The sequence below is a fragment of the Sorangium sp. So ce887 genome (genome assembly GCF_051521455.1).
GTDB lineage: Bacteria > Myxococcota_A > Polyangia > Polyangiales > Polyangiaceae > Sorangium.
In genome coordinates this window covers 9,683,704-9,704,051 of sequence record NZ_CP150354.1, presented here as the reverse complement: position 1 = coordinate 9,704,051, position 20,348 = coordinate 9,683,704, and the positions used below count along the sequence as shown (strand labels likewise).

Here is a 20,348-nt window from a genome sequence, read left to right as displayed (position 1 = left end):
CGAGATCAAATCGGCGGTCACGGAGAGAATGTTTCGATCGGTGCACCATCGAGCTGACTCGCCGATGGAGGTAGGGGTATGAAGAATTTCCCGGCGCAGGACGTGGCCCGTTCCGTCCGTGGGGAGCGCCCGGGCGGCGTTCCTGGCTCAGCTCGCACGCGCAAGCCGTCGCGGCACCTCGCCGTCGTCCTGGCGGCGATGACGGTCGTTCTGTTTGCGGCAGAAGCCTGGGCTTCCGGCACGTGGACCCAGCGGGTCACTTCCGGTCCGGCGCCGACCGAGCGCTCGACCCCCGCGGTCGCCGCGCTCGGCGACGCCGTCTACCTGTTCGGCGGCATGAAGGACGACTTCTCGACCTTCGAGAACACGTTCTATAACGACCTCTATCGATTCGACACCTCGCTCGATTCCTGGGAGCTGCTCGATCCCGCGGGGGACCTGCCGCCGCCGCGCGTGTTCGCCGGCGCGGCGGGCGACGACTGCAGCAACCTGATGCTGGTGTTCGGCGGGGCGACGTACAGCCCCGATTTCTCCGATTTCGTGGCCCACGACGATCTCTGGGCTTACGACGCGGACGCGGACGCCTGGATCGAGATCCACCCCGAGAATGCGGGGCCGGTCGGCCGGTCCCGCCCGAATGTCTGGCTCGCCGGCGGGAAGCTGTACGTCTTCGGCGGGGTGACCAGCACCTTCGATTTCATGAATGATCTCTGGGTTTACGAGCTGGCGTCGAACCGGTGGAAGGAGCTCGTGCCCGCCGGCGCTCCCGGCGCGCCGCGCGGCCGGCACGAAGCGATGGCCGGGACGGCGCCGATCCGGGGCAAGCTGACGCTGTACGGCGGCGAGACGCTGGGCCCCGCTGGCTTCGAGATGCTGGACGACACCTGGGAGTTCGATCTGCGCACCCGCCGGTGGACCGATGTGACGCCGCGCGCGCGGCGCGACATCACGCCGCCGCGCAACTACGGCGCCGCGGCGGTGATCGGCTCATACCTGTACCTGCAAGGAGGCGACGGGTCGGGCGGGTCGTCGGGCTGCGGCGCGCCGTTCGAGCAGAATCCGATCGAGGAGCTCTGGCGGTACAGCCCGAACAACCGGAAGTGGACCCAGCTGTCGCCGGGCGGTGATCCGCTGGTCAAGCTCAAGCGACATGTCGCCGCGGAAGTGAACGGCAGCATGTACGTGTTCTCGGGGTGGGGCTTCGAGTGCGACGGAGACGTCGGCCCCGGTCAGCTCTGGAACCGCGACGTCTATTCGTTCGATCCCTGAGCGGGGCAGGAGAACACCGCACCGGCGGCGAGCGCGCCGCGCTACCCGGCGGCAGCGCGGAAATGGTACTGCGCGCTCATGCGCTCGCTCGCGATGGTGCTGTCCCTGGCCGGGCTCCTGGCCGTGGGCGCGCCCGCTCCGGCCAGGGGCGACGAGGCCGGCCAGCCTCCGGCAGGCGCGCCCGCTCCCCCGCAGGCCGCTCCCCCTGCGGACGCGCCCGCTCCCCCGCAGGCGGTGCTCCCTGCGGACGCGCCCCCGCAGGCCGCGGCGGCGGCGCGGTGGTGCGCGCCGGAGCTCGCCTCGCTGCCCGGCGAGGCGTGCGCCTTCCTGCCGGCCAGAGCGGCGCCTGGCCCGCGCGTGCTCGTGATCTTCCTGCACGGCGTCGTTCAGCCCGATTCAGGGTGGCAGTGGGCGCAACAGCGGGGCGCGGCGCGGGCCGGCGCCCGGCACGGCGTCGCCGTGATGATGCCGCGCGGCCGGCGAGGGATCGGGCCGAAGACGATGGAAGACTGGTGGTGCTGGCCCACCGCCGCCGCCGCGCAGGCGGCCCACGAGGACGCGCTGCTCGCCGGGTGGGACGCGGCGCGCGTGGAGCTCGAGCGGCGCGCGGGCGGGCGCTTCGAGCGGGTGCTCGTGTTCGGCTTCTCGAACGGCGCGTACTACGCGACGTCGCTGGCGATGCGCGGGCGGCTGCCGGTCGACGGGTACGCGGCGTTCGCGGGCGGCTCGGGCGCGCGCTACCTGGAGCGGGCGGGCGCGCGGACCAGGCTGCGCGTCCCGGTCTTCGTCGGCTGGGGCGGCAAGGACCCGGCGCACCGGGACCAGGTGGCGCTCGCAAAGATGCTCCGCCGGCTGAAGTGGCCTTCGAGGTCGCTCGGCAAGAAGCGCGCGGGACACGCGATGACCGACGATCAGGTCGACCAGGCGTTCGCGTTCCTGAGCGGCAAGCGAGGCGGGGTCACGGAGCCCGGCAGAGGGCGCGGAGCTCGTTCGCGATGAGGGACGCACAGACAGCCGCCCCGGATGGCCCGCCCGCGCGCGCCCGCGGCGGACGCGAGAGCCCGCTCAGCCGCCGCCGACAGGCCCGCCCCGCGCCGCTGCGCCGGCCGGCGTGGGCGCCGGAGCGTCGCCGGCCGGCACCTGGAGCATCGCGTAGTCGATCGTCGTCTCGCTGCGCAGCACGGTGAGCACCACCATGTCCCCGGGCGCGCAGGCGCGCAGGTAGCTCTCCAGCCCTGTCATCGAGTGGACGGGCCGCCCGTCGACCGCGAGGATCACATCGCCCGGCTCCAGCAGGGGGGACGTGAAGCTGCGGATATCGATGCTCGCGATCCTCACGCCATCGCCTGCGGTCGGCTGGATCGTGAGGTGCCACGGCGCCGGGACGACGGTCGCTGTCGGGGCGGGGCGCGACGGCTTCTCTCGTTGCGCGGTCTCCGCCGGGCTCGCCGGCGCGGCTGCTCGCGGCTGCGCGGCGTCTGCGCGCGGCTGCGTGGCCTCGACGCGCGGGCAGTCACCGCGGCAAGCGACGACCGCCAGCGGGACCAGCGGGGTGAGCACGCGGGATAGCCGCCGAGTCCACCCGTACGTACCGCGCGCACCGGGGGGTCGATCTCGCTGCTGACTTGTGTGCATGGCCTCTCGGCGCCCCCGGCCTCCCAGCCTTCCGAGGTGCAAGATCCCAACCAGCGATTCTCCGCCGCTGTCCGGGCCGTTGGCGGACAGCAGGGCGGAGATTCGTCCCGCGGCGCGCCGCGATCACGTGCGGGCGAGCCGTGGCGCCGGACGGAAGTGCGCGGGGAACACCCGCTCGAGGAACTCGTTGCGCAGGAGCCCGTCGGGATCGACGAGCTCCTTCAGCCGGACGAACTCCGGGAGCGCGTGCGCGTACATCGCCTGGAGATGCTCCGCTGTCGCGTGGACGTTCTTCACCAGATAGACCCGCCCGCCGAGCTCGAGGGTGTGCGCACTGAGCTCGGTGAGCCGCAGGCGGATACGGCACACGCTGTCTTCATCGCTGCCCGCGAACGCGACCGTGACCGCGAACCCGTCGGCCCCGTAGTTCGCCGACAGGAGGAACCGGTCGCCCTGGATGTGGAGCACATCGAGCAGGAGCGGCGGCGTTCCGTCTCGGGTCGCTATCTCATTGATCCGGTTCATGAAATCGACGAGCCGCCGCAGGCTGTCCTCCGGGGCGCCCGGGTCGTAGGGGATCATGAAGGTCTGCTGCACCGTGATCATCGGCGCCCCGAGGGCCTGCCCGATGCGGTTCGCGAGGACGTTGCCATCCATGAAGAACAGGAAGCCCATGAGCTCGTCGACGTTCGGGCGCGATACATCGAAGACGAAGCGGTCGATGATCGTCCAGACTCCCTGGCTCACCACGGACGTGCGCATCAGCCACTCGATCGGGACGCGGAGCGGGTACCCGCGGCGGTGGTTCAGCAGCGGGCGGAGCTCGTGCGATGTCCCCGCGACGTACCGCGACCGCAGGACCATGCTCTTGCTCCCATCGAGGGTGTGGAAGGCGATGGAGTAGAGCGCCTCGGGGACCCATCCGTCCTCGACCGCGCTTCCTCCCTCGGAGGGCAGGAGCTGCTCGGCGCGAGGGACGAGCATCGCGGCGAGCTCGTCGAGCGACCCGCAGCGCGTCGCCTGGGTCACGACCCGGATCGGGGTCCCTGCCGGCGCGACGCGCGCGATGCGGTACGTGACGTCGAGCACCGCGCCGAGGTAGCCGAGCCCGCCGATCACCGCGTGAAACAGCGCGCTCGTCGGCTCGTCGCGGCTCAGGGAGAGCAGCTGCCCGCCCAGGGTGAGGAGCGTCAGCCGCTCGACGTAGTGCCCTTCCTTGCCACCGATCCCCGAGAAGCGAGAGAGGCAGTCTCCGGAGACCGTGCCTCCCGCGGTCGCGTGGCTCGTCGATACCACCGTGTACGGCACGAACCCGCGGGCGGCGAGCTCGCGGACGATGGCTCCCCACGGGGTGCCGGCGCCCACGGTCATCTGCGCGCCCTCCTCGTCGATCTCGATGGAGGTGAAGCCCGTCATCGAGATCACGAGGTCGTCGTTCAGCGCCTGCCCGTCGAACGACTGGGCCCCGGCGCGGAACGTGATCCTGCGCCCTGTCCGCCTCGCCATGCCGAACAGCACCCTGAGCTCCTCGACCGACGCCGGGGTGTACAGGTCTCCACACGAGTGGTGCTGCCCGCCATAGCCCTGGAGCATGCAGAGCGGTTTTCGAGGGATCTCGTCGAGCCGCGGCGGCAGCGGTGCGCCCCCGACGTACGCGACCCCCCCGCCCCCGCCCCCTCGCGTGGATCGCCGGTGCGCCCCGCTGACGAATCGAGCGACCACGATCAACCCGAGGCGGGCGGTCGGGAAAGGTTGTCTATCGTATCGGCCGGTTCGAGGGCAGGGCGCATCCCGCCAGCGTCGCTCTAAAGGCCGCGGATTTCTACGTGGATATTCCGCCGGGGGGCGGACTGCTGGAAGCGGCGGATGAGCTCCGCGACGTCGTGGTCGATGTAGGACGCGTTCTGGGCGTCGACGACCACGTGGGTGTCGCTCGGCAGCCGCTCGAACAGCGCGACGAGCTTGCCCTGGGTGAAGAAGTAGGCCGCCTTGTTGAACCGGATCGTCACGCGCGCTCCCTCGTGGATCACGTCGAAGACGCGGGACATCTGGGTCCTCAGCACGAAGAGGACGCCGACCGCGAGGCCGATGGCGATGCCCTTCAGGAGGTCGGTCAGCACGATGGCCACGATCGTCACCACGAACGGGATGAAGTGGCTCCAGCCGAGCTTGTGCATCTCGGCGAAGATCTTGGGCTTGGCCAGCTTGTAGCCGGTGACGAGCAGGATCGTCGCGAGGCACGCGAGCGGGATGTGCGAGAGCAGCCCTGCGGCGAAGACCACCGCGAGCAGGAGCAGCGCGCCGTGCGTGAAGGCGGAGACCCGCGTGCGCGCGCCGGCGTTCGCGTTGGCGCTGCTGCGGACGATGACCGACGTGACCGGCAGACCCCCGGCGAACCCGGAGAGCATGTTGGCGAGCCCCTGCGCGACGAGCTCCCGGTTCGGCGGCGACTTGCGGTGCCACGGATCGATCCGGTCCACGGCCTCCAGGTTGAGCAGCGTCTCGAGGCTGGCCACGATCGCGAGGGTCACGCCCAGCACCCAGACCTCGGGCCGCAGGATCGCGGACCAGTCCGGCAGCTGGAGGACGCTGAGCAGGCTCTGCGCCCCGTCGCCCATCGGCAGCGACACGAGGTGCTTCTGCTCGAGGGCGAGCGACGGGACCGCCGTCTTGAACAGCTCGTTGCCGAGCGTGGCGACGACCACGGCGATGAGCGGCGCGGGCAGCCAGGAGATCTTCGCGAAGCGCGTCTTCTCCCACCCGACCAGGATGCCCAGGCAGACGGCGCTGATGAGGAACGCGCCCCACTCGATCGCCTGCGGCGCCTGGGCCAGCATCGTGAAGGTGTTGCCGCCCTCGGCCTGGAACGACTCGGAGGCGAAGTTGTCCTGGTCGAAGCCGATGGCGTGGGGGAGCTGCTTCAGGATGAGCAGGACGCCGATGGCCGCGAGCATCCCCTTGATGACCGAGGAGGGGAAGAAGTGGCTGATCGCGCCGGCCTTCAGCAAGCCGAGCGCGAGCTGCAGGACGCCGCCGATGACCACGGCCATCGCGAAGGCCTGGAAGCTCTGCAGGGTGGCGATGCCCGCGACCACGATGGCCGCGAGCCCCGCCGCCGGGCCGCTCACGCTGAGCGCGGAGCGGCTCACGAGCGGGATGACGAGCCCTCCCACGACCCCGGCCACGATGCCGGACAGGAGAGGGGCCCCGGACGCAAGGGCGATACCCAGGCAGAGCGGCAGGGCGACGAGGAAGACGACGAGGCCTGCGGGGATATCGTACTTGAGGTTCGCGCGGAGGCGCGGATCGAGCGGCGGCGCGCTGTCCGCAGGAGGCGCCACCTGGATGGGGATTGCTGTTGCGCTGCCAGGGACGCCAGCAATATCGGTACGGGAATCTGCGCGCTCCGATCCGGCGCTTACTTGGATGGCATTCGGGAACTGCATTGAACGGGTCCTCTTTCCAGTGATCCTTGGTTCAGTGCCTGTGAGGTGCTCAGCCGGCGCGCCGGTAGACCGTGGTCTCCGGCAACGCCGACGGGGGTGCCGCCTCGCAGATGGGCCCGAATTGCCCGGTCGAATGCTCGAACTGATAGACCTGCCCTGTCTCGATCTTGAAGACCCAGGCGTAGACCGAGAGCTCGCCGCGCGCGAGCCGCGCACGCACCGTCGGGTGCGTCCTGAGATTCTCGATCTGGGCGAGCACGTTCTCCTCCACCGTGATCGTCAGCCGATCCTCCCCCTCGATGTGCGGGTAGTTCTCCTGCACCAGGCGGCGGGTTAGCTCCGCGTGCTGGAGCCACCCCTTGACCGCCGGCAGCTCGTCGAGACCCGCGGGATCGAGCAGCCCGCGCATCGCCCCGCAGAGCGTGTGGCCGCAGATGATGATGTGCTTGATCCCCAGGTGCGCGACCGCGAACTCGATCGCCGCGGCCTCGCTGCCGTTGCTCGCGCCGTACGGCGGCACGATGTTGCCGACGTTGCGCACGATGAAGATGTCGCCCGGCTGGGTCTGCGTGATGAGGTTCGGGTTGATCCGGCTATCCGAGCACGTGATGAACATGGCCTCGGGCCGCTGACCCGTCGCCAGGTGGCGGAAGAGATCCTGATGTGTGCGGCAAACCTCGGCGTGGAACTTGTGCAACCCGTCAGCGAGCTTCTGCATGGAACAAACCCTCTCGTTGACCGCGCCGATTCAGCGCGGCAGTCGTCGTGAACACCTCCGGTTTCCAGATCCTCCGCGCCCGGCCGCGAGCGGCCTCAGCCACGGAGCTAGGAGATCAATTCAGGAAACGTGGTGGAGGACGACGAAAAGGAGGGCGAGGGACGGGAGAGGCGGCGCGAGGGGGCCGGAGATCGGCGACGAGGGCGACCCGCGCCCGCCCCCCGCCGTCGCTCGGCACCGCGTGGAGCGCGCGGCGGTGATGGGACGAACCGCGGAACGGCGGGTGTAGCCCCGCGAGATCACCCTGATCGATCTCGATGGATCCGGTTCGAAACGCTCCCGAAACATCCGAGTTGCCCGCTTCGATGATGCTGAGATTCCCCCGTACCAGCGTAACTGGGGCGAGGATCAGCGCGAAGAGCAGCGCGAGCCGAGGGAAAAATGACCGGAAACTCAGCATCGTTCAGGGATGGATAGAGCGTCGGCCGTTGGAACCAGGGTAGAACGCAGTCTATTCCCTAACTTGGCAGCGGGCTTGGTGCGTAGCAAGATGCCACGACGCATAACCGTGTGTGGCAGAATGCCGCGATCAGGGACGGACGCCTCTCGCCTGAGCCAGGTCGGCACCACGCCCAGATAACCGTTACTGCGACGGATTTCAACCTTCAGACAACGCCGTCACGATGGCGTCACGACGACCGTGCATCTCGCGCTCACCGGCATATTTGTAACGAGGCCAGAAGAAGCCCTTGAGACCGTCCTTCTGACGGCGCGGGACCACATGGACGTGCAAGTGCGGGACGCTCTGACTGACGCGGTTGTTGATCGCGACGAAGAAGCCGTCAGCTGAGCACGCCGACTCCACGGCGCGCGCGAGCCGCTGGGCCGTCATGAAAAGGGGTCCAACGAGCTCCGACGGAAGGTCCGTGAGCACCTCGTGATGAACGCGCGGGATGAGCAGGCAGTGACCCGGGAAGAGCGGGCGGGCGTCCAGGAACGCCATCACTTCCGGCTCGTCGAGCACGACATAGGCCGGCGTTTCGCCCCGGGCGATGCTGCAGAAAACGCAAGGTCGAGCGGTCATGGCGGCCTCGATCAGCGATGCGGCGCCGCCTGCCCAACGTCAACCCTGGCTCGGGCGCGCCATGCGGCCGCAGCGCGATCAGTGGCTCGCGAGGATCTCGTCGATCGACCCATGGGCGGCGGGCTCGCGCGTCCAGTAGTCGAGCAGCCGCCCGCCCGCCGTCATCCAGGCCCGGTCGAAGCGGCCGTCCGGCGACGTGATCCGCGCGATGTGGTCGCCGCCGTGGAACGCCCAGTGGCGGCCGGTGTTGTCGAAGTGGTCGATGAGCGCGCCCTGCCGCGTCTTCACGTGGAGGGCGTCGGCCGGATCGTCCCAGGAGGTGTCGACGATGAGCTCGTAGACCTGCCAGAGATTGCCGGACGGGAGAACACCCCAGTCCACATTGAGCCCGGAGTCGTTCGGGAGCCCGAAGACGAAGCAATGGGGCATGCGCCTCGCGGCGTGCCAGAGGTCGCCGTTGCGGCTCGGCTCGTGGTGGAGCGTCACGAGCGTGTTGCGCGCGAGGCCGAGCCCGTCGCTGTCGCCCGGGCTGTCCCACACCCGGCGGAAGAGGTGCTGGCAGAGCTGGTCGGCACCGGCGGAGAACCCGACCGTGAGCAGGCCCCGCTGCCGGCGCTCGTGCAGGACGCGCCCGAACTTGCCGGGCTCGCCCTCGAACAGGGCGCCGAGCTGCTTGTAGCGCCAGAGTCCCGTCGTGCTGTAGCCGCCGCCGAGGATCACCACCTCGGACGAGCCGAGGAGGTGCCAGAGCACGTCGACGTCCTCCCGCCGCAGGTGGCGGGTCCAGTAGAACGGCACGTGCTCGAGGCCGAACCGCTCGTAGAACCGGAAGAACCAGCGGAAGTTGCCGTACGCGAACTCCTGCCGCTCGAGCTCGTTGCCGTCGCGGGGCGCCTCCGACATCGGCAGGAACAGGACGCGCTTGTTGTCCCGCCCTGCCAGGGCGCGCTGCGCGATGTAGTCGTTGTGGATGACGTTGCAGCGGCTGTGCGAGCTGTAGATCAGCGCGGTCCCTCTCATCAGGTCGCGCATGTGAGCCGTTCCGCGCGCCCCGCGTCAAGGGGCCGCGCGCGGCGGACAGGCGTGGCGGCGGGCGCGGCCCGTGTCGTCGACCTCGGCCGGCCGCCGCTCAGCCGCGCCTCACCTGCTGCATCTTGCGAGGGACGGCGCCGGATCGCATCAGCATCTCGAACGCCTCCTTCTCGAGCATCGGGTGCACGCCGCGCGGCGGCACGCCCATGGGGCTCTTCTTCTTCGTGACGAAGCCGCTCAGGTACTGCGGGTTGAGCGCGCTCAGGCTCCGCAGGGTGCTCTTCATCTGCTTCGTGTTGTTCGCCCACGCGTAGGCGAACGCCCGCGAGCGGAGCAGCTGCGGCTTGAGCTCGGCGAACGCCTCGTCGTTCGGATCGTACGTCTCGAGCAGCTCGACCGCCTTCGTCGCCTGGCCGGTGCGGGCCCACGCCTCGCCGACGATGGCGGCCATCATGGCGCGGATCTTCGGCTCCTTGTGGCGGCTCATGTCGATCTTGTCGACGAGCATTCGCGCCTCGTCCGTCTCGCTCAGGATGAGGTGGATCATGCCGCGCTGGGCGCGCGCTTCGTCGGCCATGGGGGCCATCACCTTGTCGAGGTTGATGGTCTCCAGCGTCCGGAGCGCGGCGCGCGGGTCCTCCTGCATCTGGAGCTGCGCCTTCGCGAACGTCGCGGCCGCGTCGTCCTTCTTGAACTCCGTGTCGAGCTTGGCGATCGCGTCCTTGCGCGCCTCGGCGGTGCCGGCGGTCTGCACGATCTGCGCGACGGCGCGCGTCTTGGTCGCGAAGCGCAGCGCCCACAGGATGACGCCCGCGACGATGACCGTCAGGACGCCGGCGACCACCTTCGGCCAGATCCCCGGGATGGCCAGGGCGATGGCCCAGACGATGAGCGCCGGGATGCCGACGCGGAGGGCGAGCGAGCGCGGGTTCAGCTGGGCGAGGGGATCGGCCGGCGGCTTTCCGCTGCGGAGCGCCGAGATGGCCTGCTCGCGCTGCTGCTTGGGGCTCTGCTTCTTCGGGCTCGGGGTCAGGGTGGGTTTGCCGGGGGTCTTCATCGAGGTCGTAGATCTGACGTTCCCGCTCCGCGGGGCGCGGGCTTTCATAGCCGGCTTGCGCGGGAGCGGCTAGGTGGCGGGGTCGTTCGCGCGGGGGGCGGGGTCCGGATCGGCGCCGGAGGAGGGGAGGGGGGTCATGGCAGGGCCGACCGTCTCGAAGCCGCGCAAGGGGGGGAGCGGCTCGATCGAGGGGGTGACGAACTGCGCGCCGCGCTGCGGGGGGATCGAGGCCGTCGGGTCGGCAAGGCCGAGCGTGGACTCGCGGAAGTGGAGGAAGATCGTCTGCGCGATCGACAGGCACGGGACCGCGAAGAGCGCGCCGGTGATCTGGAAGAAGTGCTCGCCGATGAGCAGCGCAAGCACCACGAGGACAGGGTGGATCTTCGCCGAGTCGCCGATGATCTTCGGGTTCAGGAAGTTCGCCTCGAGCTGGTGGATGCCCACGATCCACGCGAGCACGCCGGCCGCCGTGCCGAACGACTGCGTGAGGCCAATGGCGACCGCCGGGATCGAGCTCAGGATCGAGCCGAAGATCGGGATCAGCGACATCACCGCCGCGAGGACCGAGAGGATCGGCCAGTACTTGAGGTCGAAGAGCCAGAAGCCGATCGCGGAGAGGACGCCGTTCACGAGGCAGATGAGGAGCTGACCGCGGACGACGCCGGAGAGGCCCCGGTCGAGCCGGCGCAGGAAACGATCGAACGAGTCGCGCGAGATCGGGTGCCAGAGCTCGCGGAAGAAGCGGAAGATCTTCTCGTGCGTGAGGATGATGTACCCGGCGAGCATCAACGTCATGAAGAGGTTGAAGATGCCGCGCGAGATGGCGGTCGCGATGGCCTGGCCGATCCGCAGGACCGTGAGCGAGTTCTCCTTGAGGTAGTCGGCCGCCTTCTCGTACCCCTCCTGGAGCATGTTCGCGCTGGAGAGCGGGTGCTTCGGGCGCGTCTGCGCGATCTGCCAGATGCCGTCGCCTGTCTCGCGGATCTCGACGTCGTCGGCGATGCGCACGTCGAAGGAGCCGTCCGGGCCGGGCGTGATGCGGACAGGCGGGCGCTCGGCGCCCTCCTCTCCGGGCGCGGCGATGGATCCGGGCGGCGCAGCGAGCTCGCCCAGCGCCCGATCCGGCGCGGCCTCGGGCGGTGCCAGAGGCTCGCGGCCCGACCAGCGGCGGAGCCGCACGTCGAGCGCGGGCAGGTACTCCTCGCGGAGCCGCGCGGCGAGCCGCGGCGCCTCGACGGTGAGCGCCTTCCCCTCGGCGACGAGGCGCGGGACGCTGAGGGCGAAGAAGCCGCCGACGCCGGAGAGCACGAGGGCGTAGACGACGAGGATCGCGGCCCACCGCGGGACACGCGCGCGCTCGAGCCGGAGGACCGCCGGCGTGAGCACGTAGGCCACGACGAGCGCGAGCACGAAGGGGAGCAGCACCGCGTGGGCGACGATGAGCAACGCCACCGTGAGGACGGCGCTGATCGTCAGGAACACGGTGCGCCGCGAGATGCCCTCGCTCACAGCGCCCCGCCGCGCGACGCCGGGCCCGGGACGCCGTCGTCAACGAGCGACGCGGGCAGGTCGGCGAAGAAGCCGAGCAGGTGATCGCGCGTCGCCTCGAGCGCCTGCGGCACGACGCGCGCGTCGGCGAGCACCGGCATGAAGTTTGTGTCGCCGGGCCAGCGCGGGACGATGTGCACGTGCAGGTGCTCGGCGATGCCGGCGCCCGCGGCGGTGCCAAGGTTGATCCCGACGTTCATGCCCTCGCACCTGAGCGCGGCGCGCAGGCGGGTCGTCGACTCGCGCACGAGGCGGAAGAGCGCATCGTGGTCGGCCGGCTCGAGCGCGTCGAGCGAGGCGACGTGCGCGTGCGGGACGACGAGGAGGTGGCCCGACGCGAACGGGTAGCGGTTGAGCATGACGAACGCGCGGCGGGTCGTGGCCACGACCAGCCGGTCGCGCTGTTCTTGCTCGAATGCGCGGGGAATGCCGCAGAAGATGCAGTCGGCGTGGCCCTTCGGCGCAAGGATGTACTCGATGCGCCAGGGCGCCCACAGGGGGTTACCCATGTCGCGGAGACGCTAGCACGACGGCCACGCGCGCGGGACCACCGCCCGTTCTTCGCGCCGGTCGCGGCGCGGACCTCAGAACGAGATCGGCGTGACCGCGAGGTCGAACCAGACCGAGAGGGCAAGCCCGGCGGAGGTGCCGAGCGCGTCCCAGGCGAGATCGCGGAAGGATGGGGTGCCGTGCCCGGCGGCGTCGAAGGCCTCCTTCGCCAGGCCGGCGCCGAGCGCGACCGCGGCCCCCAGCGCGATCCGTTCGTGGGTGTCGTCGGTCGCGAGCGCGCCGAGCGCATACCCGCCGCCGGCGAGGGCGATTGACGCGCAGAAATGGCGCACCTTGTCATCGCCGAACCACGGGTCGGGGTCGCGCCGCAAGGCCAGGGCGCCGACGAGCGGCCGCCCCGGGAACGCCACCGGGGGCAGGCGGCCTGCGGCGCTGGCAAGGGAGCCGCCGCCCGCCGGGCGGGCCAGCGGGTCGCCGCCCGCTGGGCGGGCGAGGGGGCCGTCGGCCCGGGCGGGGGGCGCGCCGAGCGCCAGGGCGGCAAGGACCGGCGCCGCGAGGGCAGAGCGCATGAGGGGGCCTCTCATCGAGGCGAGGATCGTCCGCGGCGCCCTGGAAAAAGCAAGAGGCGAGGCCCTTGGAAGGGCCTCGCCTCTCGTCGACATCGGGTCCACACGGCGAGCCGAGCGGCACCGGGGCGCCCGCGGCCCGCCGTACCTGGCGTGCGGCGGAGTGAGCGCCTGGCGCGCGGCCCGATCAGAGCGGCCGCGCGCCGGGCAGCGTCACTTCAGGTCGAGCTTCCCGCCGAACTTCTCCTTGATGAGATCGCCGATCGTCCCGGCCACCGGCTTGTCGTCCCCGCCGTCCTCCTTGCGCTTCTGCTGCTGGCGCTGGACGGGCGCGGGGCGCTCCATGCCGATGTTCTTCATCGTCAGGAAGAGCCGGCGATCGACCGTGTCGAGCGAGGAGATCTCGGCCTTGACCTTGTCGCCGACCTTGAGCTTGCCTTCCTCGGGCTCCTGCACGTCGCTCTGCGAGATGAGGCCCTCGACGCCCTCGCGCAGCCGCACGAACACGCCGTAGTCGACGATGCTCACCACCTGGGACTCGTCGATGACGCGGCCGGGCGGGTACTCCGTCAGCATGGTCGGCCACGGATCGTCCCAGAGCTGCTTGATGCCGAGGGAGACCTTCTTCTCGTCGTGGTTGATCGAGAGGATGATCGCCTCGACGTCGTCGCCCTTGTGGTACAGGTCGCTCGGGTTGTTGACGCGCACCGACCACGAGAGATCGCTCTTGTGGACCATGCCGTCGACGCCCTCCTCGATCCCGACGAAGACGCCGTAATCGGTGAGCGAACGGACCTTGCCCGCGATCTTGTCGCCGGGGTGGTACTTGTCCGTGAAGAGCATCCAGGGATCGGGCTCCAGCTGCTTGAGTCCGAGGCTGATGCGCTTCGCGCGCGCGTCCACCTCGAGCACCTGGCACTCGAGCTCCTGGCCCACCTCGAGCAGCTTCGACGGGTGCTTGACCTTCTTGGTCCAGCTCATCTCGCTGACGTGGATGAGGCCCTCGACGCCCGGCTCCAGCTCGACGAACGCGCCGTAGTCGGTGATCGACATGACCTTGCCGCGGACCTTCTTGCCCGCAGGGTAGGCCTCCTCGGCGTGGTTCCAGGGGTCCTCCTGGGTCTGCTTGAGGCCCAGGGAGACGCGCTCGGTGTCGGCGTTGTACTTGAGGACCTTCACGAGGACCTCGTCGCCGACCTGGAACACCTCGCTCGGGTGGTTCACGCGGCCCCACGACATGTCCGTGATGTGCAGGAGGCCATCGATGCCGCCGAGGTCGACGAAGGCGCCGTACTCGGTGATGTTCTTGATGGTCCCCTTGACGGTCATCCCCTCGGTCAACGTCTCGAGCGTCTTGGCCTTCATCTCGTCGCGCTCGCGCTCGAGGAGCACTCGCCGCGAGAGCACGATGTTGCCGCGCTTCTTGTTGAACTTGATGACCTTGAACTTGTAGGTCTGGCCGATCAGCTTGTCCAAGTTGCGGATCGGGCGAAGATCGACCTGAGAGCCCGGGAGGAAGGCCTTCACGCCCCCGCGGATGGTGACCGAGAGGCCGCCCTTCACGCGCTGGCTGATGGTGCCCTCGATGAGCTCGTCCGCCTCGCAGGCGTTCGAGATCTCATCCCAGACCTTCATCTTGTCGGCCTTCTCCTTCGACAAGGTGACGAGGCCGTCGTCGTTCTCGCGGCTCTCGATGTAGACGTCGACCTTGTCGCCGGCCTTGACGGCGCTCACGCCGCCGGCGTCCGCGAACTCGCGGAGCGCGATGACGCCCTCGCTCTTGCCGCCGATGTCGACCACGACGGAGTCGCGGTTCACTGCGACCACGGTGCCGGAGATGATCTCTCCTTCACGCGCGAAATCGCCCCCTTCCACGCTCTGTTCGAAGAGCGCGGCAAAGCTCTCCATGCTCGCCCCGGACGAGCCAGCCTCCATATGGATGTTACTAGTCATGTTGTTCGTTCTTGTTTCCTTTCCTTCCCTGGGATTCGTCGCAGCGGGCGCAGGCGTGGACCCTTGGTGCCACGCACGAGCGACGGAGGGGCGGGCACACGCGTACCGATGTACCCGGCCCCTCGGGAGAGGCGAGCCTGTAGTCTGAGGAGGGGCTTCTGTCAATGCAACGACCGAGCCACGAGAAGTTTTTGTCGTTTCCCTGAGAAACGATGCGCCCGCCGGCTCAAAGCAGCGCGCCCCTCAGGGCGCGGCGCGCGGAGCGCCGCCGGCGTCGCGCGCGGCGTCTCGCGCGCCGCGGGCCCGCTGTGCGAGCTCCGCGCATGCGCGATCGAGGCCCTCGTGGGGCCATTTCGCCCGGAGCTCGACGCGATCGCCCTGCGCTACGGCCTGGGCGCCCTCGATCGCGGTCCCGGCGCCGGCGACGTCGGGGAGCAGCGCGAGGGCGAGCTTGAGGCTGCCGAGGAACGCCTGCGTGTCCGCGGCGAGCGCCGCGGCCGCGTCGCCCGAGACGGGCGCGAGGCGCATCGCGAGCGCGGGCTCCGCGCCGAGGGTGAACGTGCCCGAGGCGTGATCGATGCGGCGGAACAGCGCTCCGGCGCGCGGAAGCACGGCGGAGACCGCGCCGGCGGCGCCCGACCACGCGGCGCTGGTGAGCGCGAAGGTGACGGGGCCCTGCTCGGGCAGATCGAGGCGCTGCCACTCGTCCGACGCGGGCAGCGCGGCCTTCACGATCTCGACGTCCGTGCCGAGGACGAGCGTGCCGTCGTCGGCCTGACCGATCACGGCCCGCGGCCCGAGGAGGAGGAGATCGCCCTCGCGGCGGAGGCCGGCCCAGCCCTCGTCGCGGGCGACCTTCTCCATGCCGGCGACGAACCGGTCCTTCGGGATGCGCCCGCCCACGAGCGCGACCCAGCTCGCGGCGTCGGTCGAGGCGATCACGATCTCGCGCAGATCCGAGAGGACGTCGAGGCCGGTGGCCGCCTCGATGCGCGCCCGCTGCGACGTGCCCGAGGGCGCCTCGTCGAGCAGCGGGAGGAAGTGCCGGCGCACGGGGCCGAAGAGCGCGAGATCGGCGGTCTCGAGGCGGAGCACGATGTTCGCGTCGCCCGGGATGTGGCGCCGGGCCGTCGGCTCGTAGCGCCAGAAGAGGAAGTAGACGCCGAGCGCGGCGCCGGCGAGCAGCGCGACGAGCGCGAGCGCGGCGAGGAGGCACGCGGCCCCCCGCGGCCGCGCAGGGCGCGGCGGGGCGCCGCCGTCGCCGGGCTTCGCGGGCTGCGCCTCGGCGGGGTCGGCCACGGGCGCAGGCGCGGGCGCCGCGGTGTCGTCGATCACGGTCGGTCGGATCGGTTCTTCGATCAGGGTGTCGGACATCGGTTCAGCCGGGGGAGCGCCGGGACAGCCAGAGAACGTAAACGAAACCGACGCGCGTCGGGGATCGGTTCAGCCGGGAGGGCTCCGGGACAGCAGGGCGAGCACGAGGGGCGCAGGGAAGAGCCAGCGGAGCCGCACGGTGCGCTCCACCTGCTCGATCGAGAGCGCCTTCATGAGATCCACGTAACGTGCATCCTCGACGTTGTCGCGGAGCACCTCGAGGAGCCGGCGGGCGCGCGCGGCGCCGGCCGGGTCGACGCCGACGATCTCTACATCGAGGCGCACCCCTTCGTCGGTGAGGGACGCCACGGCGCGGACGCGCTCGACGCCGGCGACGACCGCGCCGATCGACGGGAAGCGCCGCGTGAGCGACGGAGGGAGCCGGCGCGCGCGCAGGTCGAGGCTCACGAGCCCCTCGGCGGCCGGATCGCCGCGGCGCTCGTCGGGGCCGTCGCGGAGGACGCGCGCGACGCTGCTCACCTCGACCGCCGACACGAGCGCGACGGCGCGATCGCCGAGCGCGACGATCCGCGCCGTGTCGGCGCGCGCGCCGGCGGCGCCGTCGCGGCGGTCGAAGACGGCGACGCCGCCCTGCACGCCCTTCGCTACCGGCGCTGCCTCCCAGCGGTCGGGATCGGGCGTGAGCCCGGCCATCCGGCCCTCCAGGACGACCACGCGGTCGCCCTCCTCGAGATCGGCGAGCCGCAGGCCGAGCCAGACGACGTCCGCGCGGTGGAGGGCGCTCTCGAGCGCCTCGTCGGGCACCTCGTCGAGCGCGCGCCGCGCGAGCTCGTCCGCGGCCGCCTGGCCCAGGTCGCCGCGCATGCGGGCGACGTCGACGCGCACCACGAGATCGAGATCGGCCGGGAGGAGATCGGCCGGCTCGATGCGCCGGATGATCCGCGGGCCGGCTGGGCTCCGCACGCCCTGCGCGTCGGGTCGCGGCGCCGCGCCCCCGCAGGCGGGGAGCGCGAGCGCAATCACGGTGACGACGGCGACGGCGGCGACGGCGCGGACGTCACGCGCCGCGCGCACGGATCTCCACGAGGGTCGCCATCTCGTCGATGATCTCCTGCGGGCTCCGGTGCCCGGAGTCGACGAGGATGGCGTCGTCGGCCTTGCGGAGCGGCGCGACGGCGCGCTCGCTGTCGGCCTTGTCGCGGCGGAGCACGTCGGAGAGCGTCGCCTCGAAGCTGACGGTGATGCCGCGCGCGACGAGCTCGTCGTACCGCCGCTTCGCGCGGATCTCGGCCGGCGCGGTGAGAAAGAACTTCACCTCGGCGTCGGGGAACACCACGGTGCCGATGTCGCGCCCCTCGAGCACGACCCCGCCGCCCGCGCCGGCCTGCCGCTGCATCGCGAGCAGCGCGTTGCGCACCGCGGGGATGGCCGAGACCCGGCTCGCGCCGAGGCTGATCTCGGGCGCGCGGATCGCGCTGGAGATGTCCTCGCCGTCGAGCAGCACCCGCATGCCGCTGCCCCCCACGCTCGAGTGGGCCGGGCCGTCGGCCGAGGCGGCGTCCGCTGCGCCGGCGTTCGCTGCGCCGGCGCTCGACGTGGTGTGCGCCGCGCGGGCGTCCGTGGAGTCGGGCGGCGCGCCGGGCCCGCCGCGCTCCAGGGCGATGCGGCCGCCGCTCGCGAGATTTTCGGCGAGGGTGCCGATCGCGCTGCTGTCGTCCCACGCGAGGCCCACGCGGTGGACCGCGAGCGCGACGGCGCGGTAGAGCGCGCCGGTGTCGACGAGGAGGTAGCCGAGCCGCTCGGCGAGCCCCCGCGCGACCGTGCCCTTGCCGGCGCCGGCCGGTCCGTCGATGGCGACGCGCAGCCGCCGGAGCTCGCCCTGGCCCGGGAGGTGGCGTGCGTCGTCCTGTCTCTGCCGTTCCGTCACCTGCGCTCCTCCTCGCTCACCCGCTCGCCCGCTCATGCTGCGCGGGCGCCCTCGACCTCGATGCGCGCGCCCAGGGCGCGGAGCGTCCCAACGAAGAGGGGAAAGCTCGTCGCGATGCAGCCCGCGTCGCGCACGCGCGTGGGCCCGCTCGCGACGAGCCCGAGCACGGCGGCCGTCATCGCGATGCGGTGATCGCCGCGGCTGTCGATGTCCGCCGCGTCGAGCGGCCGGTCGGGCCTGCCCTCGACGAGGAGCCCGTCGGTGCGCTCCTCGCAGCGCACGCCGAAGGCGCCGAGCACCGACGCCATCGCCGCGATCCGGTCGGTCTCCTGCACGCGCAGCTCCCGCGCGTCGAACACCTCGGTGAGGCCGCGCGCCCGCGCCGCGAGGCCGAGCAGGATGGGCAGCTCGTCGAGGGCGCGCGACGCGAGCTCGCCGCCCGCGCGCCCGCCGCGCAGGCCGTCGCCGGAGGTGATGTGGAGATCGCCGGTGGGCTCGCCGAGGGCCTCCCCCTTGATCTCGACGGCGACGCTGCTGTCCATGTCGCGCAGCACCTCGAGCAGGCCGGTGCGCGTCGGGTTGAGCCCCACGCGCCGCGCGGTCACGCGGCTGCCCGGCACGATCTGCGCGGCGGCGATGAGGAACGCGGCGGCGGAGAGGTCGCCGGGCACGTCGACCTCGAACGCCGGCAGCGCGCCGGAGAAGCGGGCCGCGTCGAGGCAGACCATCGCCCCGACCGAGTCGACCGGGACGCCGAGCGCGGTGAGCATGCGCTCGGTGTGATCGCGCGAGACGATCGGCTCGCGCACGAACGTGGGCCCGTCGGCGAAGAGGCCGGAGAAGAGGAGGGCGCTCTTCACCTGGTCGCACGGGACGGGGAGGTCGTACTCGATGGACGAGAGCACGTGCGGCACGGGGAGCGGCCCGACGTCGAGCGGCGCCGTGATCTCGCCGATCTTGCGCGGGTCGAGCTGCCCCTCGATGTGGCCGCCGCGGAGGCGGAGCGGCTTCGCGACGCGCTCCATGGGGCGGCGCGAGAGCGACGCGTCGCCGACGAGCCGCGCGGCGAAGCGCTGGGCGACGAGGATGCCCGAGAGGAGCCGCATCGTGGTCCCGGAGTTGCCGCAGTCGATGGGCCCAGCCGGGGCGCGGAGGCCGGAGAGCCCGGCGCCGTCGACGACGAGGTCGCCCGGCGCCGGCTCCTCGACGCGGACGCCCAGGGCGCGCAGCGCGTTCACGGTCGCGAGGATGTCGCCGCCGAGCGTTCCGCCCCGGATGCGGCTCTGCCCGATGGCGAGCCCAGCCAGGAGGAGCGCCCGGTGGGCGATGCTCTTGTCCGCGGGAACCGGCACGCTCCCGAGCAGCGGTCGCTCTGCCGGGTGGACGATCAGGTCGGGCACGCGTTGCCGTTTAGCAGAACGGCGGGCGCAGGCACAGCGGGCGGGGCGGCGGGACGAGCCGAGCTGCTAGCATCGGCGTCATGGTCCCCGGGGGCGCCGCTCTGGCGGGCCCGGGGACAGCGACACATCGAGCGAGGAGGGGGAGCCATGGAGTCGATCAAGCTGGAGCACGGTCCGTCGGAGGAGCAGCTGGCGAAGCTCGGGGCGCGCAGCTGGCCCATCTGGACGAAGGAGGCGTCGAGGTTCTCGTGGCACTACGACGAGCCGGAGACCTGCTACCTGCTCGAGGGCGACGTGATCGTGACGCCAGCGCAGGGCGGAGGCGCGCCGGTGCGGATCCAGGCGGGAGATCTTGTGACGTTCCCCGCCGGCCTGAGCTGTACGTGGGAGGTCCGCTCCCCGGTGCGCAAGCACTACCGCTTCGGCTGACCGGGGGGGGACCAAGGCGGGGGGGGACCCAGGCGCCGAGGAGCCCGGGGGGACGCGGCACCAGTTCGTATTTCTTCGAAGAAGGGCTTGCGTCGATGCTTCGACAATTGTAGAAATAGGGCGTGTCGTCGAAGCTCGATCGTCACGCCGAGCAGCTCGCCGTGCTGGGTCACCCCGTGCGGCTGGCTGTCCTGCGCTTCGTGGTGCAGGCCGGCGCGGAGGGCGCCTCCGCCGGCGACATCCAGGCGCACGTCGGACTGGCCGCCTCGACGCTGAGCCATCACCTGAAGCGGTTCGTCGATGCGGGCATCCTGAGGACACGCGGGGAAGGGACGTTTCATTACTACAGCGCCGACTACGAGGCGCTCCGTGCCCTGACCGCGTACCTGTGGGAGGACTGTTGCAAGCGCGGCAAGGCGTGCTGCTGATTTTTTTTTGC

General features: G+C 71.1%; 19 protein-coding genes. 4 read left to right on the top strand and 15 right to left on the bottom strand.

What is annotated here, in order from left to right:
• Positions 1-78: 78 nt before the first annotated feature.
• Both WMF36_RS36345 and WMF36_RS36340 read left to right on the top strand, forming a co-directional pair.
• Positions 79-1,269 carry a Kelch repeat-containing protein gene (locus WMF36_RS36345; protein ID WP_437575403.1) on the top strand — a complete coding sequence of 397 codons (1,191 nt, stop codon included), beginning with the start codon at positions 79-81 and terminating at the stop codon, positions 1,267-1,269.
• 78 nt (positions 1,270-1,347) lie between these two features.
• Positions 1,348-2,268: an alpha/beta hydrolase gene (locus WMF36_RS36340; RefSeq protein ID WP_437575402.1), complete on the top strand. Its 921-nt coding sequence runs from the start codon at positions 1,348-1,350 to the stop codon at positions 2,266-2,268.
• A 66-nt stretch (positions 2,269-2,334) separates the two neighbouring features.
• On the opposite strand, the gene WMF36_RS36335 is transcribed toward WMF36_RS36340, so the two are convergent.
• The 15 genes from WMF36_RS36335 to aroA form a co-directional block, all read right to left on the bottom strand.
• Positions 2,335-2,829 (bottom strand): PDZ domain-containing protein, encoded by a 495-nt coding sequence (locus WMF36_RS36335; protein ID WP_437575401.1) that lies wholly within the window; start codon positions 2,827-2,829, stop codon positions 2,335-2,337.
• Positions 2,830-3,027: 198 nt separating this feature from the next.
• Complete coding sequence (locus WMF36_RS36330; protein WP_437575400.1) at positions 3,028-4,497, bottom strand: FAD-binding oxidoreductase; 1,470 nt, start codon at positions 4,495-4,497, stop codon at positions 3,028-3,030.
• A gap of 212 nt (positions 4,498-4,709) precedes the next feature.
• Positions 4,710-6,245 carry a SulP family inorganic anion transporter gene (locus tag WMF36_RS36325; RefSeq protein ID WP_437575399.1) on the bottom strand — a complete coding sequence of 512 codons (1,536 nt, stop codon included), beginning with the start codon at positions 6,243-6,245 and terminating at the stop codon, positions 4,710-4,712.
• A 154-nt stretch (positions 6,246-6,399) separates the two neighbouring features.
• Positions 6,400-7,068: a carbonic anhydrase gene (locus tag WMF36_RS36320; RefSeq protein ID WP_437575398.1), complete on the bottom strand. Its 669-nt coding sequence runs from the start codon at positions 7,066-7,068 to the stop codon at positions 6,400-6,402.
• 658 nt (positions 7,069-7,726) lie between these two features.
• The gene (locus WMF36_RS36315) at positions 7,727-8,152 is read right to left on the bottom strand and encodes an HIT family protein (protein ID WP_437575397.1); all 426 of its coding nucleotides are present in this window, start codon (positions 8,150-8,152) and stop codon (positions 7,727-7,729) included.
• 78 nt (positions 8,153-8,230) lie between these two features.
• On the bottom strand, positions 8,231-9,184 hold the full coding sequence (locus tag WMF36_RS36310; RefSeq protein WP_437575396.1) for a hypothetical protein: 954 nt from the start codon (positions 9,182-9,184) through the stop codon (positions 8,231-8,233).
• Between the two features lie 97 nt (positions 9,185-9,281).
• Positions 9,282-10,241: a hypothetical protein gene (locus WMF36_RS36305; RefSeq protein WP_437575395.1), complete on the bottom strand. Its 960-nt coding sequence runs from the start codon at positions 10,239-10,241 to the stop codon at positions 9,282-9,284.
• A gap of 69 nt (positions 10,242-10,310) precedes the next feature.
• On the bottom strand, positions 10,311-11,750 hold the full coding sequence (locus WMF36_RS36300; protein WP_437575394.1) for an AI-2E family transporter: 1,440 nt from the start codon (positions 11,748-11,750) through the stop codon (positions 10,311-10,313).
• A complete protein-coding gene (locus tag WMF36_RS36295; protein ID WP_437575393.1) occupies positions 11,747-12,298 on the bottom strand; it encodes an HIT family protein in 552 nt (183 codons plus the stop codon). The genes WMF36_RS36300 and WMF36_RS36295 overlap by 4 nt, the downstream gene beginning before the upstream one ends.
• A 75-nt stretch (positions 12,299-12,373) precedes the next feature.
• Positions 12,374-12,868: a hypothetical protein gene (locus WMF36_RS36290; RefSeq protein ID WP_437575392.1), complete on the bottom strand. Its 495-nt coding sequence runs from the start codon at positions 12,866-12,868 to the stop codon at positions 12,374-12,376.
• A 210-nt stretch (positions 12,869-13,078) separates the two neighbouring features.
• A complete protein-coding gene (locus WMF36_RS36285) occupies positions 13,079-14,983 on the bottom strand; it encodes a 30S ribosomal protein S1 (RefSeq protein ID WP_437575391.1) in 1,905 nt (634 codons plus the stop codon).
• Positions 14,984-15,061: 78 nt separating this feature from the next.
• Positions 15,062-16,192, bottom strand: a complete 1,131-nt coding sequence (locus WMF36_RS36280; RefSeq protein WP_437575390.1) for a hypothetical protein — start codon at positions 16,190-16,192, stop codon at positions 15,062-15,064.
• Between the two features lie 69 nt (positions 16,193-16,261).
• A complete protein-coding gene (locus tag WMF36_RS36275) occupies positions 16,262-17,227 on the bottom strand; it encodes a hypothetical protein (RefSeq protein WP_437575389.1) in 966 nt (321 codons plus the stop codon).
• Positions 17,211-18,080, bottom strand: a complete 870-nt coding sequence (gene cmk, locus WMF36_RS36270) for a (d)CMP kinase (protein WP_437575388.1) — start codon at positions 18,078-18,080, stop codon at positions 17,211-17,213. The genes WMF36_RS36275 and cmk overlap by 17 nt, the downstream gene beginning before the upstream one ends.
• A gap of 32 nt (positions 18,081-18,112) precedes the next feature.
• Positions 18,113-19,480, bottom strand: coding sequence for a 3-phosphoshikimate 1-carboxyvinyltransferase (aroA, locus tag WMF36_RS36265; RefSeq protein ID WP_437575387.1), 1,368 nt, complete (start codon positions 19,478-19,480; stop codon positions 18,113-18,115).
• 147 nt (positions 19,481-19,627) lie between these two features.
• Here aroA and WMF36_RS36260 point away from each other — a divergent pair, with 147 nt between their 5' ends.
• A complete protein-coding gene (locus WMF36_RS36260; protein ID WP_437575386.1) occupies positions 19,628-19,909 on the top strand; it encodes a cupin domain-containing protein in 282 nt (93 codons plus the stop codon).
• A 122-nt stretch (positions 19,910-20,031) separates the two neighbouring features.
• A complete protein-coding gene (locus WMF36_RS36255; protein ID WP_437480477.1) occupies positions 20,032-20,337 on the top strand; it encodes an ArsR/SmtB family transcription factor in 306 nt (101 codons plus the stop codon).
• Positions 20,338-20,348 lie beyond the last annotated feature (11 nt).